This window comes from Vibrio sp. 1159, from assembly GCF_033340395.1.
In the GTDB taxonomy this organism is placed as follows: domain Bacteria; phylum Pseudomonadota; class Gammaproteobacteria; order Enterobacterales; family Vibrionaceae; genus Vibrio; species Vibrio alginolyticus.
Genome location: NZ_JAWOWL010000031.1, coordinates 1 through 13,867, shown reverse-complemented (window position 1 = coordinate 13,867; position 13,867 = coordinate 1). Strand labels below are relative to the sequence as shown.

General features: G+C 43.3%; 17 protein-coding genes. 7 read left to right on the top strand and 10 right to left on the bottom strand.

What is annotated here, in order from left to right; all coding sequences use genetic code 11:
- Nucleotides 1-50: 50 nt before the first annotated feature.
- Entirely contained in the window at nt 51-659 is a 609-nt protein-coding gene (locus R7127_RS20005; RefSeq protein ID WP_033906775.1) for a hypothetical protein, read from the bottom strand.
- Between the two features lie 191 nt (nt 660-850).
- Here R7127_RS20005 and R7127_RS20000 point away from each other — a divergent pair, with 191 nt between their 5' ends.
- On the top strand, nt 851-1,960 hold the full coding sequence (locus R7127_RS20000) for a 1-acyl-sn-glycerol-3-phosphate acyltransferase (protein ID WP_005385027.1): 1,110 nt from the start codon (nt 851-853) through the stop codon (nt 1,958-1,960).
- Nucleotides 1,961-2,034: 74 nt separating this feature from the next.
- Here R7127_RS20000 and R7127_RS19995 read toward each other — a convergent pair whose 3' ends face one another.
- Entirely contained in the window at nt 2,035-2,634 is a 600-nt protein-coding gene (locus R7127_RS19995) for a hypothetical protein (RefSeq protein WP_017821237.1), read from the bottom strand.
- 319 nt (nt 2,635-2,953) lie between these two features.
- Here R7127_RS19995 and R7127_RS19990 point away from each other — a divergent pair, with 319 nt between their 5' ends.
- Nucleotides 2,954-3,226: a YnjH family protein gene (locus R7127_RS19990; protein WP_005375306.1), complete on the top strand. Its 273-nt coding sequence runs from the start codon at nt 2,954-2,956 to the stop codon at nt 3,224-3,226.
- An 88-nt stretch (nt 3,227-3,314) separates the two neighbouring features.
- Here R7127_RS19990 and R7127_RS19985 read toward each other — a convergent pair whose 3' ends face one another.
- Nucleotides 3,315-3,614: a YfcZ/YiiS family protein gene (locus tag R7127_RS19985; protein ID WP_005385031.1), complete on the bottom strand. Its 300-nt coding sequence runs from the start codon at nt 3,612-3,614 to the stop codon at nt 3,315-3,317.
- A 607-nt stretch (nt 3,615-4,221) separates the two neighbouring features.
- Here R7127_RS19985 and R7127_RS19980 point away from each other — a divergent pair.
- A complete protein-coding gene (locus R7127_RS19980; RefSeq protein WP_005385033.1) occupies nt 4,222-4,683 on the top strand; it encodes a TetR/AcrR family transcriptional regulator in 462 nt (153 codons plus the stop codon).
- A 112-nt stretch (nt 4,684-4,795) separates the two neighbouring features.
- Here R7127_RS19980 and R7127_RS19975 read toward each other — a convergent pair whose 3' ends face one another.
- From R7127_RS19975 to R7127_RS19950, 6 genes are read right to left on the bottom strand one after another with little or no spacing between them, the layout of a single operon-like run.
- Nucleotides 4,796-5,578: a heme ABC transporter ATP-binding protein gene (locus R7127_RS19975; RefSeq protein ID WP_005385036.1), complete on the bottom strand. Its 783-nt coding sequence runs from the start codon at nt 5,576-5,578 to the stop codon at nt 4,796-4,798.
- Nucleotides 5,578-6,615, bottom strand: a complete 1,038-nt coding sequence (locus R7127_RS19970; RefSeq protein WP_005375318.1) for a FecCD family ABC transporter permease — start codon at nt 6,613-6,615, stop codon at nt 5,578-5,580. Before R7127_RS19970 ends, R7127_RS19975 begins: the two co-directional genes overlap by 1 nt.
- Before the next feature lie 9 nt (nt 6,616-6,624).
- Complete coding sequence (locus R7127_RS19965) at nt 6,625-7,494, bottom strand: heme/hemin ABC transporter substrate-binding protein (RefSeq protein ID WP_136976507.1); 870 nt, start codon at nt 7,492-7,494, stop codon at nt 6,625-6,627.
- 28 nt (nt 7,495-7,522) lie between these two features.
- Complete coding sequence (locus R7127_RS19960; RefSeq protein WP_005375322.1) at nt 7,523-7,936, bottom strand: ExbD/TolR family protein; 414 nt, start codon at nt 7,934-7,936, stop codon at nt 7,523-7,525.
- On the bottom strand, nt 7,933-8,631 hold the full coding sequence (locus tag R7127_RS19955; RefSeq protein ID WP_318142046.1) for a MotA/TolQ/ExbB proton channel family protein: 699 nt from the start codon (nt 8,629-8,631) through the stop codon (nt 7,933-7,935). The genes R7127_RS19960 and R7127_RS19955 overlap by 4 nt, the downstream gene beginning before the upstream one ends.
- Nucleotides 8,631-9,377 (bottom strand): energy transducer TonB, encoded by a 747-nt coding sequence (locus R7127_RS19950; protein ID WP_172563903.1) that lies wholly within the window; start codon nt 9,375-9,377, stop codon nt 8,631-8,633. The genes R7127_RS19955 and R7127_RS19950 overlap by 1 nt, the downstream gene beginning before the upstream one ends.
- A gap of 160 nt (nt 9,378-9,537) precedes the next feature.
- On the opposite strand from R7127_RS19950, the gene hutW reads away from it, so the two are divergent.
- The 4 genes from hutW (at nt 9,538) to R7127_RS19930 (ending at nt 12,665) form a co-directional block, all read left to right on the top strand.
- The gene (gene hutW / locus R7127_RS19945) at nt 9,538-10,908 is read left to right on the top strand and encodes a heme anaerobic degradation radical SAM methyltransferase ChuW/HutW (protein ID WP_172563902.1); all 1,371 of its coding nucleotides are present in this window, start codon (nt 9,538-9,540) and stop codon (nt 10,906-10,908) included.
- A gap of 32 nt (nt 10,909-10,940) precedes the next feature.
- Nucleotides 10,941-11,444: a heme utilization cystosolic carrier protein HutX gene (gene hutX / locus R7127_RS19940; RefSeq protein ID WP_005385051.1), complete on the top strand. Its 504-nt coding sequence runs from the start codon at nt 10,941-10,943 to the stop codon at nt 11,442-11,444.
- A 56-nt stretch (nt 11,445-11,500) separates the two neighbouring features.
- Complete coding sequence (gene hutZ, locus R7127_RS19935; protein WP_017635270.1) at nt 11,501-12,031, top strand: heme utilization protein HutZ; 531 nt, start codon at nt 11,501-11,503, stop codon at nt 12,029-12,031.
- 97 nt (nt 12,032-12,128) lie between these two features.
- Nucleotides 12,129-12,665 (top strand): ATP:cob(I)alamin adenosyltransferase, encoded by a 537-nt coding sequence (locus R7127_RS19930; RefSeq protein WP_033906781.1) that lies wholly within the window; start codon nt 12,129-12,131, stop codon nt 12,663-12,665.
- Between the two features lie 80 nt (nt 12,666-12,745).
- On the opposite strand, the gene R7127_RS19925 is transcribed toward R7127_RS19930, so the two are convergent.
- Nucleotides 12,746-13,660 (bottom strand): chemotaxis protein, encoded by a 915-nt coding sequence (locus R7127_RS19925; RefSeq protein WP_033906782.1) that lies wholly within the window; start codon nt 13,658-13,660, stop codon nt 12,746-12,748.
- Nucleotides 13,661-13,867: the final 207 nt, after the last annotated feature.

The following is a 13,867-nucleotide window of genomic DNA, read 5'->3' as shown; positions in this document are numbered from 1 at the left end:
TCTACTTTCTGTGTCCGTAATGCTGAAGACGTAGCTTGTTGAAGAGCAAGTTATAGCGCTTCTCCAAAGACTAAAAAGCAAAGCTGTTCATATTCTTCGGTGTTACCAGCAAAAAGAGAGTCAACAATTTGCTCTTCCTTCTTCCCCGACAGTTTCATTTTTCTTGCTTCACGTAGTGTTAGTACCAAGCAAAGCTCTTTAGAAATATTCATGTCACAGCCAGGAGTCCATTGATTGATGGTTCTCGTTAACGTTGAGTGCGCTAGTTTAGGAGACAGCGTCAATACTTCATGTCTTACTACTGTCAGTAGATCGGTTTGCAGACCCGAGCGTTCGGCAGTTGTTGCTAGCTTCTCGACGAGCGCTTTTAGTAGCGGTGAAGGCTTCACAAAGCCCGCCTGTTGTGAGAAGTCGTCATTTAAACGCACAGAAAAATCACAACGATATACACGAGAATTAGGTAAAAAGGTGAGGGAGCTCAAACATCCTTGAGGAATCCAAAAATATTGGCCTGGTTCAATGGCATACTCCTGCTTACCCAATTTAATGACGGCTAACCCTTCGATGACAGATAGTAGACTGTGCTTCAGTGCTTTTTTACGCGCAGCTACATCAAGAAAGGGGTATTTAGCGTCGTGAAATTCAATTGCGTAGTTCATTATGAGTACCAGTGTTTTTTGGCGCTAAGGGTAACGTTAAACCCATACGATTCCAACCTGCTGAGAGAATTTTTTAGCATGATAAATGGTGGCTTAACTGGTATGACCATATTAAAAGTATGGGTTGAAATGCTGCTTGTCAGCAAAACTACGCGTAAAATGTGCCAGCTTTTTTTGATATGTAATGAACAATGACAGCCAATACCGATCCTTATATTGAAATTCGTCCTTACAACGACGAAGAAATTCCAGCAGCGCTGGATCGTCTAATCCAAGATGATGAATTTATCACTGCTATCCTAGAACATCGCTTTGCTAATAAAGCAGCGTGGTTCAAAACGCTAATGAGCCCGATCCTGCGAATCTACCTGAAAGCCAAGTGGAGCAAGCTTGATTCTGTCGAAGCAATTCAGATTGAAGTGAAGAAGTATCTGAAAGATACATTGAATAAGACAACGGATGGCGTCACTTTTTCTGGTTTGGATAAGCTGGATAAAAACACGTCATACCTATTCGTTTCTAACCACCGTGATATTGCGATGGACCCTGCGCTCGTAAATTATGGCTTGTACCAAAGTGGGCACCGTACAGTTCGTATAGCGATTGGCGATAACCTGCTGAAGAAGCCATGTGCGACAGAATTGATGCGACTCAATAAGAGCTTCATCGTTAAGCGCTCTGCTAAAGCGCCTAGAGAAATGATGAAAGCATTGGGACAACTGTCAAGCTATATCAAACATTCGCTTGATACTGGCAATTCAATTTGGATTGCCCAAAAGGAAGGCCGTGCTAAAGATGGAAACGACTTTACTGATCCTGCGATTTTAAAAATGTTCCATGTTGAAGGTCGTAAACAAAAGATCAGCTTTGGTGAGTACACGCGTTCTCTGAAAATCGTTCCTGTCTCGATTGCCTATGAAAATGATCCATGTGACATTGCCAAAGCAAAAGAGCTGTACGAAAAAGCAGAAAATGGCCGCTATGAAAAAGGCGAATTTGAAGATATCGAAAGCATCATTCAAGGTATCGTTGGCTATAAAGGCCGTGTACATGTTGCGTTTGGTGATGTGATTGAGCAAGAGTTTGAAACGCCGGAATCTCTTGCTGGTGAAATCGACCGCCAAATTCACAACAACTACAAGTTGTACCCAATCAACTTGTTAGCTGCTGGGCATGAAGATTCGAGCATCATTACGGAAGCAGTTAAGCGTCATCTCGCGGATAAGTTGGATCAGCTACCTGAAGGCGCAAGACCTTATTTGGTGGCGAGCTATGCCAATCCTGTGAATAACCAAGAGTAACTTTCGTCACTGAACTCTGTTGATTCAGAATGCCTTAAAGCCTCGGTCTGCCGGGGCTTTTGTTTATCTGCTCTTTAAGGTGCGACGGCGCCACCAAGGGTTAAATTGCTAGGCCATTTGGTGATCCTGTTACCACCTAAATAGATATTCCCTTTCACCGTCATTGTGTCTGGAAATACTTTCAGCGCTGATCCTCCAATATAAAGATTACCATCAACCACCAATCCTTCAGGAAGTTCAGAAATGGGAGTGCGAATAACACTTAGATCACCTTTTACTCGAAGTTTAGCTGGAAGCGCTTTTAACGGTGTATCTGTCAGATTTAGGTAACCGCCTAGTTTGATGCCTTTAGGCCAGTTTTCGATCTTACTACCTAGTAGGTTTGCATAGCCTTTTATCTTTGTTCCTGAGCGAATAACTTTGAGTGCGCTGTTAGTTGCTTCCAGACTGCCTTCAACATCAAGCCCTTTAGGCAAGGTTTTGATAGGGGTTTGTGAGATGTTTAAGTTGCCCTTTACCACTAGGCCAGAGGGTAGTTGGGTGTAAGGCTTGTTTCTAAGGTCAAGATTGCCGTAATTATCGATGTGACCAAACTTAGAATAGTAATCTAGCTCATATGCCAAAGGAGACGAGCAGAGCAGGATTGAAGTAAGGCATAGGGAAACAAAACGCATAGTCAAAGATTTAGTTAAATACCGAGATCAACAGGTGCTTATCTTATACTTAAATAAACCTATTATGCATTTTTTGCTCACAGTTTTTGATTCATAACTTAAATATTCAAATTAGAGATACACGCTAAAAGTGTGCGCTTCTTTACTGCGCTAAGTAACTTCAAGCTTACTAAAATGAGATAAATTAAATGATTGAATGTGAAGCAGATTCAAGCGTAGAGGTGAGAAAAATATCAGTAGATATTTGAATAATATGAGATTCTTCCAAGAACTTCACAAGGGTCCTTGTTAGTATTATTGAAGTTTGAGGGAGATTTTCATGAAGTTAAAAAGTGTATCTATTTTTACCGCTGGTGTTTTTGCAGTACTGCTGTCGGGTTCCGTTTTTGCTAAATCATACAGTACACCAGAAAACAAAGCGCTAATAGTTGCTGACGGTAAGGTAGGTCAGCGTATCTGTTACTACGATGATAAAGCCTACACCACAGGGGCCGTGATTAATGTTGAAGGCGTATTACTGATGTGTACCGCTGAGAACGATTTTGAAACCAATGGCTCGTTAAAGTGGGTCGTGTTCAAAAAAGATAAATAAACGCGCCGAAGTTGTCTGTTTCATTTAGAGCGGTTTAAGATTAAGAGATTGGAAAAATAAAAAGCGAGCATCATGCTCGCTTTTTTCATTAACGCGCGAGTGAGCGAGTTTTTAATTCAAAGATAAGTTTTTCAGCACTTACTTCAAATTTGAATCGAGCCGTCGCTTGGTTCGCTTCTTCGGTTATTTCTGAAACATTGTATTCAACATCAGCACATACTGATTTAGCGAGCTCGATGTATTTTTGTAGTTCAGACTCTAGCTCTGTTTTTGTCTGTGCGAAAACCGTTACGTCGGCAACCTCGTCACCTTCTTTGATGATAAAGCCTATCTCGCCAGCACAGCCGCAGGCCTCACATACTTGGTTTTTTTCTAATTCGACACTCATAACGAATCCTCTTGTAAATACTAAGGGTATTCTATCAGGTATTTGATCTGTATCTACAAAAATGACGACTTTTGCGTAAAAAAGGAACAGAATAGGCACCTGTTAAGTAAGGGTTAAAGATTGGATTACTAAATCATCAAGAACGTTAATGTGATATATATCAACATTTAAAATCAATTAACGAACATAGTGACGAGATTTTGCTCAGTCCAGTTGAACTAATGGTTAATTTATAAGACTATTTCTTGATTGATTATTTTTAATAATTATCATTCTTGGTCTTTGAATAGTTTCGATGAATAATTGGCGCAAGGTTTTGATGAGACTAACTTTTCGCCTTATTTTGAGTAGCATGTATTGACAAAAACATAACTGAAAATTACACATTACGCAGTGTAAAGACGTTATGGTTTGGAACTCGACATGATATTAAATAGTCGCAATACATATACCCAAAGCGCTTTCAAGTGCAGCGCTTAGCAACCTGATTTCTAGGTTTTCGCTAATCGAACCGCATCGGCGAGCCGGGTATAATGCTAAGAATGATTTCATTCTGGCCTCATTTAATAGTGAGTTAGATGGATTTACAAAGAGAAGAGCTTAAAATATGCCAAAGCGTAGTAAAGAAGATACCGAAATCACTATCCAAAAGATCATGGATGCCGTTATTGATCAGCTACTCAGATTAGGTTACGACAAAATGTCGTACACGACGCTAAGCCAGCAGACAGGTATATCGCGTACCGGTATTAGCCATCACTTCCCTAAGAAAACGGACTTCACCGCCGCACTGGATGGCCGTATCTTTAAAATGTTTATTGAACACTTAGAGTTTGATAAAGGATTAAATGCATTTTCACAAAGTTGGATTAAAGCGCTGGAAGATGCTGAATTCCTCGCGATTTTACGACTGCTATTCCATCACATTGTCACCGCTGAAAATGCGCAAGAATTTGCTGCTAATGGTATTGACCGCTTATACAAAATGGTTGAAAGCCAGTTTGGTGCGGGTGGTGACAAAGAGCTTGAGTGGTTGATTGGTCGATCATTGATCCAAATGAGCAAGTAATAGCCTTTAAAGCAACAAATTCTGCCAATATAAAAGCAAAGGCCCGCAACTCTCATATTGCGGGCCTTTGTCGTATCAAAGTGTTTTCGAGACGGCTTAGAGGAGATACGCTTTATGCTGCGGCATGCACTTGAGGGAAGTCTAGCGTCGGATGTTTTGTCACAATAGAGCGATAGCCATAAACTTGCTCAATGCGCTCTGACGTTAGTGCATTCCATGGCGTGTCATCACAAACTAGTTTCCCGTTATGCAAGAGTACAAGGCGGTCCGCGTACTGAGAGGCTAGATTCAAGTCATGTAACACCACAACCACCGCAGCGTTCTGTGCTTTTGCCGTTTCACGAGCAATTTTTAACGTGTTGTGTTGATGGGCGAGATCCAACGCTGAGGTAGGTTCATCAAGCATTAAGATTCGTTTTTCGCCAGATTGATGTAGTTGTGTCATCACTCGTGCTAGATGCAGTCGTTGCTTTTCTCCACCAGATAAAGACGGGTACAGGCTTTCTGCTAAATGCAATACGTCGGTTTGTTCCATGTAATGTAAAGCCAGTTTAGTGGTTTCTTTATTGGACAGTGATAGCGGTATTGCCCCCAGCTCTACTACTTCTCTGGCTAGAAATGGGAAGGTTAAGGTGCTGTGCTGCGGGAGCATTGCAATATGTTTGGCGCTTTTTTCAGGCTCCCAATCATGCTTTTGTTTACCGAAGTAGGTGATGTGATGATTCGAAGAGATCTCACCGCATAGAAGCTTGAGCAAAGTACTTTTACCTGCGCCATTGGGGCCGAGTAGGGCGGTCACTTCACCAGCTCGGATATCAATGTTGATGTCATCGAGCACCACACGGTTGCCATACGTCATCGAAATGTTTTTCCCCGATAAAACGATCTGGTTCATTACAAAATCTTCCCTTTTTGCTGGAACAATAAGTAGATGAAAAAGGGCGCGCCAATCAATGCGGTCACGATTCCAACTGGTAATTCAGCTGGTGCCACTGCAACACGAGCAAACATATCTGCGGCAGTAAGAAGCAGTGCTCCCATTAAGGCAGATATTGGTAATAGCGTTCGATGGTCAGGCCCAGCGAGCATGCGCCCTAAGTGAGGAATCACGAGCCCAATAAAGCCAATTGCACCACTGATGCTCACCGTAATACCAACACCCAGTGCAGAAAGTAAAATAAGCTGACGTTTGAGTTTTTGAACCGGAACTCCTAGGTGTCTTGCTTCTGATTCCCCTAACAACAGAGCATTCAGCGCCATCGACTTCTTCTGAAACCAGAGCAATAGGATGACGAGTGTTACAGCAGATAGAGCAATCCCTGACCAATTTGCACCAGCTAATGAGCCCATCGACCAAAGCGTCAAATCTCGCAGCATCTGATCATCTGCGATAAAGTTCATGTAGCCAATCGCAGCACCCGAGAGCGCGCTGATGGCAACGCCGGCTAACAACATAATTGTAACTGAGGTACCAAACTTACTTGTGCCGAGTTTATAAACGAGAATAGTCGTTAGTGCACCGCCAAGGAAAGCAAAAAGAGGCAGAGCCGCTAAGTTCATTAGTTGCGGATAGTTTTGGCTAAATTCAGCAAATACAACAATAGCGAATGCACCACCAAGAGCAGCGCCAGCAGACACACCAATGATACCAGGCTCGGCTAATGGGTTACGGAACAAGCCCTGCATAACCACACCACAAATTGCCAAAATGGCGCCGATGAACATACACAAAATGGTGCGAGGCAATCGGATTTCGTTAATGACCAACTGAATGTGAGGAGCGAGATCAGAACTGCCTCCCGTTAGGCTACGCAAACTGTCAGCAAAGCTAATGTTCATTGGGCCAACGGTAATAGAGGCGATAGCAATAAATGCTAAAAATCCACTAAGCACTGATAACGTCGTTGAAAGGGGGATGCGTCTTAACAACATGTCATGTCTCTATGGGTAAAGCAGTGCATTCAAGCGTTTAGCTTCTGCAAGGCTTTTAAGGCCCAAACCACCTACCAGAGCATGGCCATCAATCGTTATGATGTCTTTGTTCTTTCCAGCGGGTGTTGCAGCAAGAAGCGGCATTGCTTTTAAAATTGCATCGGCACCACCCAACGTTTCATAGCTGCGACCACTAACAAGAATCACGTCAGGCTGCATCTCTACCATCGCTTCTGTGGATAGAGGCTTGTAAGACGAGAGTTGTGTAGCGGCTGGGTTTTGTCCGCCGGCGAGTTGAATAATTGCATCGGGTGTCGTTTGTGAGCCCGCAACATTTGCAGGTCGCCCTTCATGGATCAGCAGAAAGAGCACTTTCTTTTTCTTCGCTTGATCAGGTTGGTTTGCATTGAGTGCTTGTACTTGCGCCTGGACATCTTGCTTTAAGCTTTCAGCTTGAGCTTTGCGATCCATAAGGTTCGCAATTTGATCAATACGTTGATAAAGGCCCTCGACATTTGCATCAGTATTAACGATTTCTACATCTACGCCAGCCGATTTCAATTGGTTCAATGTTGTTTTCGGCCCCATCTCATCAGAACCAATGACTTTTGTCGGACGTAAGGCGAGCAACCCCTCCGCTGAAAGACGACGATGGTAGCCCACTTTAGGCAGTTCCATCCCTTTTGGTAATTGACTGGTGACGTCGATAGCAACCAAGCTATCTTTAGCGTCGAGTTCAAGCAAGAGTTCAGTGACGGCGCTGCCTGCGCTAACAACGCGCTCTGAGGATGGCGTTTCATTGGCAAAAAGTTGACTACTCGCAAGTAGGGAAATAGCTGCCGTGACAACAGCATGAATAGTGATGCGTGTGTTCTTCATTTTGAAAGGATCTCTATCTTACTTATTTTTATGATGGCTCTTCAGTGAGTAACTGAGTTGCTTGAATTCCGTTTTCTTGTAAAAAGCCGAGAAGTTGTACTAGCGACTGAATATTCGCGGTTTTTTCTGCTCCAATTACAATCGGTTTATCGCTTGACTTACTCTCTTCTAACAGCGCGAGGGTAAAGTTGTCCCAATCGATATATGTCTTGCCGTTAATAGCCCAGTAAGGCTCGTCTTTAAGAATATTTACCGTGATGGATTGCTTATCGACATCTGCAACAGCCTGAGATTCTGTGCTCGGTAAATTGACGTCTAATGAATCGAGTTTGACCGCTGCGGTTAACATCAGGAAAACCATGACGATAAAAATAATGTCTAACAGCGGTGTTAAATCGGGGGTTAAACCGTTACGACTATTTTCTTGTGGTGTTTTAATCATTGACTTGCGGCCTCAATCTTCTCAGAAGAGCGCAGTGTTACTTTTGAGTGGTTTGGCGAGACATGCTGTAACGATATACCTTCAAGCCATAAGTTGACGTAGTTTAAAGTGTGCTCAAGCTTGGCGATTACACGATCCGCCCACAAACCAATGATCTGCGCTCCTGAAATAGCAGGAAGTGCGATAATGAGACCCGCGGCAGTGGTGCGCATAGCAAGACCTAGGCCGTCAGCCAAATCATTCGGAGTGATATTCCCCGTTGAAACCGCGATGCCTTTGAACATGTCAATTAGGCCAAGTACCGTACCAAGCAAGCCAATTAAAGGACTGATGACACCAATCAGCGTCAGCAAACGAAGGCCGGAATGCAGCTGATGGCGTTTTTCTTGCAGCCAAATACCTGCGGCATCTTCTCTTAAAGATTTCGAGAAAGAATGATGAGCAAGCAACATCGCAACACCACGGTACAGAAGCGGCCGCTTATTCGACAACTCTTCAGCAAGTGCTTCAAGCTCGCTCCCATTTGTTGGGTCTAATCCTGTGAGCTTTTGGCGAATGGCTCGCTTTCCTACACCAAGGCTAATTAACACATGGAATAATCGCTCGGCGATGATCATCACCGTTAGAGCTGAGCAAATGATCAAAGGCCATGTCATCAGCCCAAATTGAGTTTGTAATTCTTGTAGTTGTTCCATTATCCATCCAACTTAAAACGAACAGGTACTTGTACTCGGTGAGCGACTTTTAGCCCACCTAAAATATGTGGTGTAAATTGCCACTGTTTGATCGCACGAAGTGCTGAGGCATCTAGCGACTCTGTGCCGGAAGACTCAATCAAAACCTGTTTAATCTGGTTACCATTCTCATCTAGCCATATCTCATACAAGGCTACACCCTCAATACCGCGTCTTTGTGCAGATCTTGGGTAACGGGGTTGTGTTGGTTGACTCACAAACGTTGGTTTGTCGACCAAGACAGGCTGAGACGTTGCCCCTTTGGATTGGCTCGCAGGTGCGGATTGTTGAGCTACCGTCTCTTTCTTCACTGGTTCCGTTTTTTTCTTTGGTTTCGCTTCGGGCTGAACCTTTTGCTTTGTTACGGTTTTGGTGGGCTCGACCGCTTTAGGTTTAGATTGTTTAACCGGTTCAGGTTTTTTCTCTACTACCTTCTTCTTAACAGCGTCTTTCTTGACGACCTGTTTTTTTACAATCTTCTTTTCTGGTTCAGGTTGGTCTTGAGGCTGCTGCTCTTTTGGTGGCGCTACATTTTCTGGTGTAGATTTTTCGACAGCGGGAGGAGCAGACACAAGATTTAGACTTACCGAACTTGCTGGGTTTCCAGCCGGCATCGCGAACACCTTTGTCTCTTGAGAAACAAAAAGAAGTGCGGCATGGATGGCAAGGGAAGCACCTCCTGCAATGACATATCTTTGTACGTTCACGGAATATCTCGGGAAACTATGAAAACTTGGGCAGATTATTACTTACAATGGAAATAAGATCAATTATCAATTGCATTATCATTACGCTCAAATTATGATTCTTGCAGAATTTTTAAGATCAGCTTCCATCCCTTACATGATGGGAGTTAAGCGAGTATATATGAGCGTCGATATCGATAAGCTTGATGAATCAGTGTTGGGCAGTGATAGTCCTGATCCATTGCGATTTGCTTTTGTTAAGAAGCATTCTGCACATGCCGGGGGAGCGAGCGTACCTGTGCCCTCGTCTCAACAACAGGCGATTTTTTCGAGTATTACGGCTAACTCAATTAAAGCGACCAATAAGCGCTGTCTTTATATTCATGTTCCGTTTTGTCGCGTTCGTTGCACTTTTTGTAACTTCTTTCAAAATGCTGCAAGTCGCACACTGGTTGATGAGTACTTTGAAGCATTAATGCAGGAGCTTAGAGAGAAAGCGGCATTACCTTGGACACAAAATGGTATTTTTCACGCCGTATATATCGGGGGCGGAACGCCAACGGATTTATCTCCAATACAGGTTCGTGCGTTAGGCCAGGCTATCCGAGACCACTTTCCTTTGGCCGCAGACTGCGAAATCACCTTAGAAGGTCGCATCAATCGTTTTTCTGATGAGTTGTATCAAGGCGCTTTAGACGGTGGGTTTAATCGTTTCTCTTTTGGTGTGCAAAGTTTTAATACACAAGTGCGCCGCAGCGCAAAACGTTTAGATGATAGAGAAGATGTCCTCAAACGGGTGAGCGAGATCGCCAAAGAAGACAAAATTCCGGTCATTATTGATTTACTCTATGGCTTACCTTATCAAACCAAAGAAGTGTTAGAGCAAGATTTAAATGATTTCCTCTCGACTGGCGCACACGGACTGGACTTGTATCAGTTAGTGGTTGGTGGGTCAGCTCCCATGCTCAACCTCGTAGAAAAGGGAAAAATCCCGCCACCTGCGACCACACCAGAAAAAGCGGGAATGTATGAGCTCGGTGTGAACTTTATGGCCAAACACCATATGAAGCAACTGAGTGTGAACCATTGGGCAATCGATAACCGCGAGCGCAGTTTATACAATAGTTTAGCCAAGACTTATGCAGAGGTATTGCCAATTGGCTGTGGTGCTGGAGGTAATATCGGTGGCTACGGGATGATGCAACACCGCACACTAGAGACCTATATTAAAGCGGTCAAAGAAGGTCAAAGCACCATCGCGATGATGATGAAGCAAAGCCCTCTAGAACCACTTTTTTCTGCACTCAAATCTGCGTTTGACCGTGGCATTGTTCAAGCAAATCAACTTCCATCATTTATGGGAGAGGACGCGTTCGGGTTTTTATTGCCTCTATTTAAAGTGTGGCAAGCGAAAGGCTTAGTACAACTACATGAACGTAGCGCAGTCCTTACTCTTGCAGGCAGCTTCTGGGCTGTGTCATTGGCTCAAAGTTGTATTCAGGTACTCACGTCAGAGATGAACGAAACCGTACCGAAAGCATCCAATAATTAATGAAAACAAATTGAATAAAAACGGAAGACACAATGGAATCAATCAAGCAACAAGTTGAAGTATTACTAGAGCAAGAACCACAATTATTGCCAGCTGCGATGGCAGAGCGTCTTGGCATTTCCGAGTTTGAGGTTGTTGCGGCTCTACCTCAGGAAATGGTGGCTATTGCACCAGGAGAGCAAGCGCAAAGCATCTTAGAAAGTTTGGTTGGTTTTGGCCCGGTGACGACCATCGTCCACTCTTTTGGTTCTATCTTTGAAGTTAAAGCGCCGTTTCCAAAAGGAAAAGTGGCGCGTGGCTATTACAATTTAATGGGTAGAGAAGGTGAACTGCACGGCCACCTTAAATTAGATAACGTTAAAAATGTCGCATTAGTCAGTAAACCGTTTATGGGTAGAGAGAGTCACTATTTTGGTTTTTTCTCGGAGTGCGGAAGCAATATTTTCAAGGTTTATTTAGGCCGTAACGAAAAGCGCGAGTTGATTGAAGAGCAAGTCACCGCATTTCGCGCCCTACAAGCCGAATTAAAAAAGTAATCACAAACATAATCGAGGCTTAACTCGAATACTAATTAGTAAAGTCAGGTATCAATATGGATCAACAAGTTAAACAAGAGCGTTTGCAAGGTCGTTTAGGGCCAGAGATCAAAGAGTTCCGTCAGGAGCGTCGTACACTTCAGCTTGCAACTGTCGATGCAGAAGGTCGCCCGAATGTAAGCTACGCGCCTTATGTCCAAAACCAGGAAGGTTATTTCGTTCTCATTTCTAAAATCGCTCGTCATGCCCGTAACCTTTTAGAAAATCCAAATGTTTCATTGATGATGATCGAAGATGAAGAGTCTTCAAAGCAGCTGTTTGCTCGTAAGCGCTTAACTTTTGATGCGGTAGCAAATGTAGTTGAGCGAGACACAGAGATGTGGCAACAAGTTGTTGAACAAATGAAAGAGCGTTTTGGTGAGATTATTGATGGTCTAAGCCAGCTAGAGGATTTCGTTTTGTTCAACTTAAAGCCAGAATCGGGGCTATTTGTTAAAGGTTTTGGTCAGGCGTATCAAGTGTCTGGTGATGATTTAGTCGATTTTGTTCACCTTCAAGAAGGTCACAAGAAAGTCGAAAGTGCCTGATTGTAAACCGATCATATGAATGTCGATTATTTGGCATAATGAACGTTTAAAGGGAGTTAGGTTATACTGACTCCCTTTTTTATATTGGAACAAAAGCATGAAACCTGTAAGCAAGGAATTGAGCGAGATTTGCTATCCGTTTATTTACGAGGACAGTCCGGTTTGTGACTTTGAAATTACAGCAGATGAACTTTGTAGTCGTATTGGCCTTGTTCTCGCTATGGAGTTGGACGAGTTTAGCCGTGATATACTGACAAGAATGCAGCCTAATGTTTATCATCTAAATGGTTCGGTTCGCGGAAAATTAGCGATTACAGAGACGGAAGTTGAAGAGTTAAAGGCCGATTATGCTTTGCTCAAGCAACGCATTGATGGTGGCTTCAAAGGCTTTGTTCTACCCGGAGGACACCCGGCAGCCAGTCAATTGCATTTGTGTCGTTGCCAAGCTAAAAAAACGGTACGAGCATTAGTTGCCGTTGAACATACAGGTAAGAAGCAGCCCGCACCTATTTTGTTTCGTTACGCGAACTTATTAGCGAATGTACTTTACAGCCTAGCTTCTTATATTAATCATACTCATCAAGTCAAAGAGACGGAATTCGTTTCTCGTAGTTACGCGATGCCAAAGAAGTGAGCTGAGAAATTAGCGGATGTGAGCATCAGGGATAGGACAAGCACTGCATTATATTCTCAAATCAACTCGTCCAATAAGAGTTAAGAAGTCATAGCTTTGGCTTCTAGCTCTTTTGCTCCGCGAAGCATCGCTTCGATTAGTTCTCCTGCATTGAATTTCTCAAGTGCCTCATGCGCGCCAACTTGGTGAGCTCTGTCTACACAGATTTCGCTCGATAACGATGTATGTAAAATGCGGTATGAATGGTTCAGAGAGGAATTATTCTGAACTTCAAATGCTAATTCATAACCGTCTAATCCGGGCATTTCAATATCGCTGACCAGAATATCAATTGGGCGATGAGCCGCAGCGTCACTTTTCATCAGTTCCAATGCATCTAAACCATTTTTACAGATTTGATACCCAATATTGATGCTATCGAGTGCGTCACACAGCTGTTTACGAGCGATGGAAGAGTCATCCACCAATAGAATACTGAGTGCTTTTAGGCGTTCTCGCTCAATATCTGTCAGCATTGGGATCTTTGAATTCTCGTACTGCGGATAAATTTTGGAAAGTAGCAGCTCCACATCCAGCATTTGAACAGTTTTGTCCTCGTAGCGAGTAATTCCAGTCACGAAAATATTTTTTCCAGCGCTCGGAGGTGGCGTTTCAATAGCTTTCCAATCGCACTCAATGATCTTCTCTATACTACGAACCATAAAAGCTACCACGGTTCGCAAGCAATCTGTCACGATCAAGTAGCAGCTTTTATATTCTTCTTCACTTATAGGACGAAAGCCAACAGCCGCTGACATATCGATCACTGGTACTGTTAAGTTACGTATCGTAACGGTTCCAATGACGTGATGATGCGAGTAAGGGATCTTTGTCGTTGGCATGTACGGGACGATTTCACGGACTTTTAGCGTACCGATAGCGAAACTCTGTTGCAGGGTGAGCTTAAACATCAACATGCCCTGAGATTGATTCGCTTTGCTAATGACTTTTGCCATGAAAATAACCTTATAAACACCACCGAATTGTGTCTAATCTAATCTTATCAGACGAAGGCTTCAACCATCGGAGAGACAAATGTGAGCTTTTTAGACAATCTTTTAGAGACATAGTGATTAACTGAGCAAAACGGCTTTGTTGCGTAATTCAGACGAGAAACCAAACCTCCTAAAGTTGAGCGACTTTTATACAATATACTGAGTTTC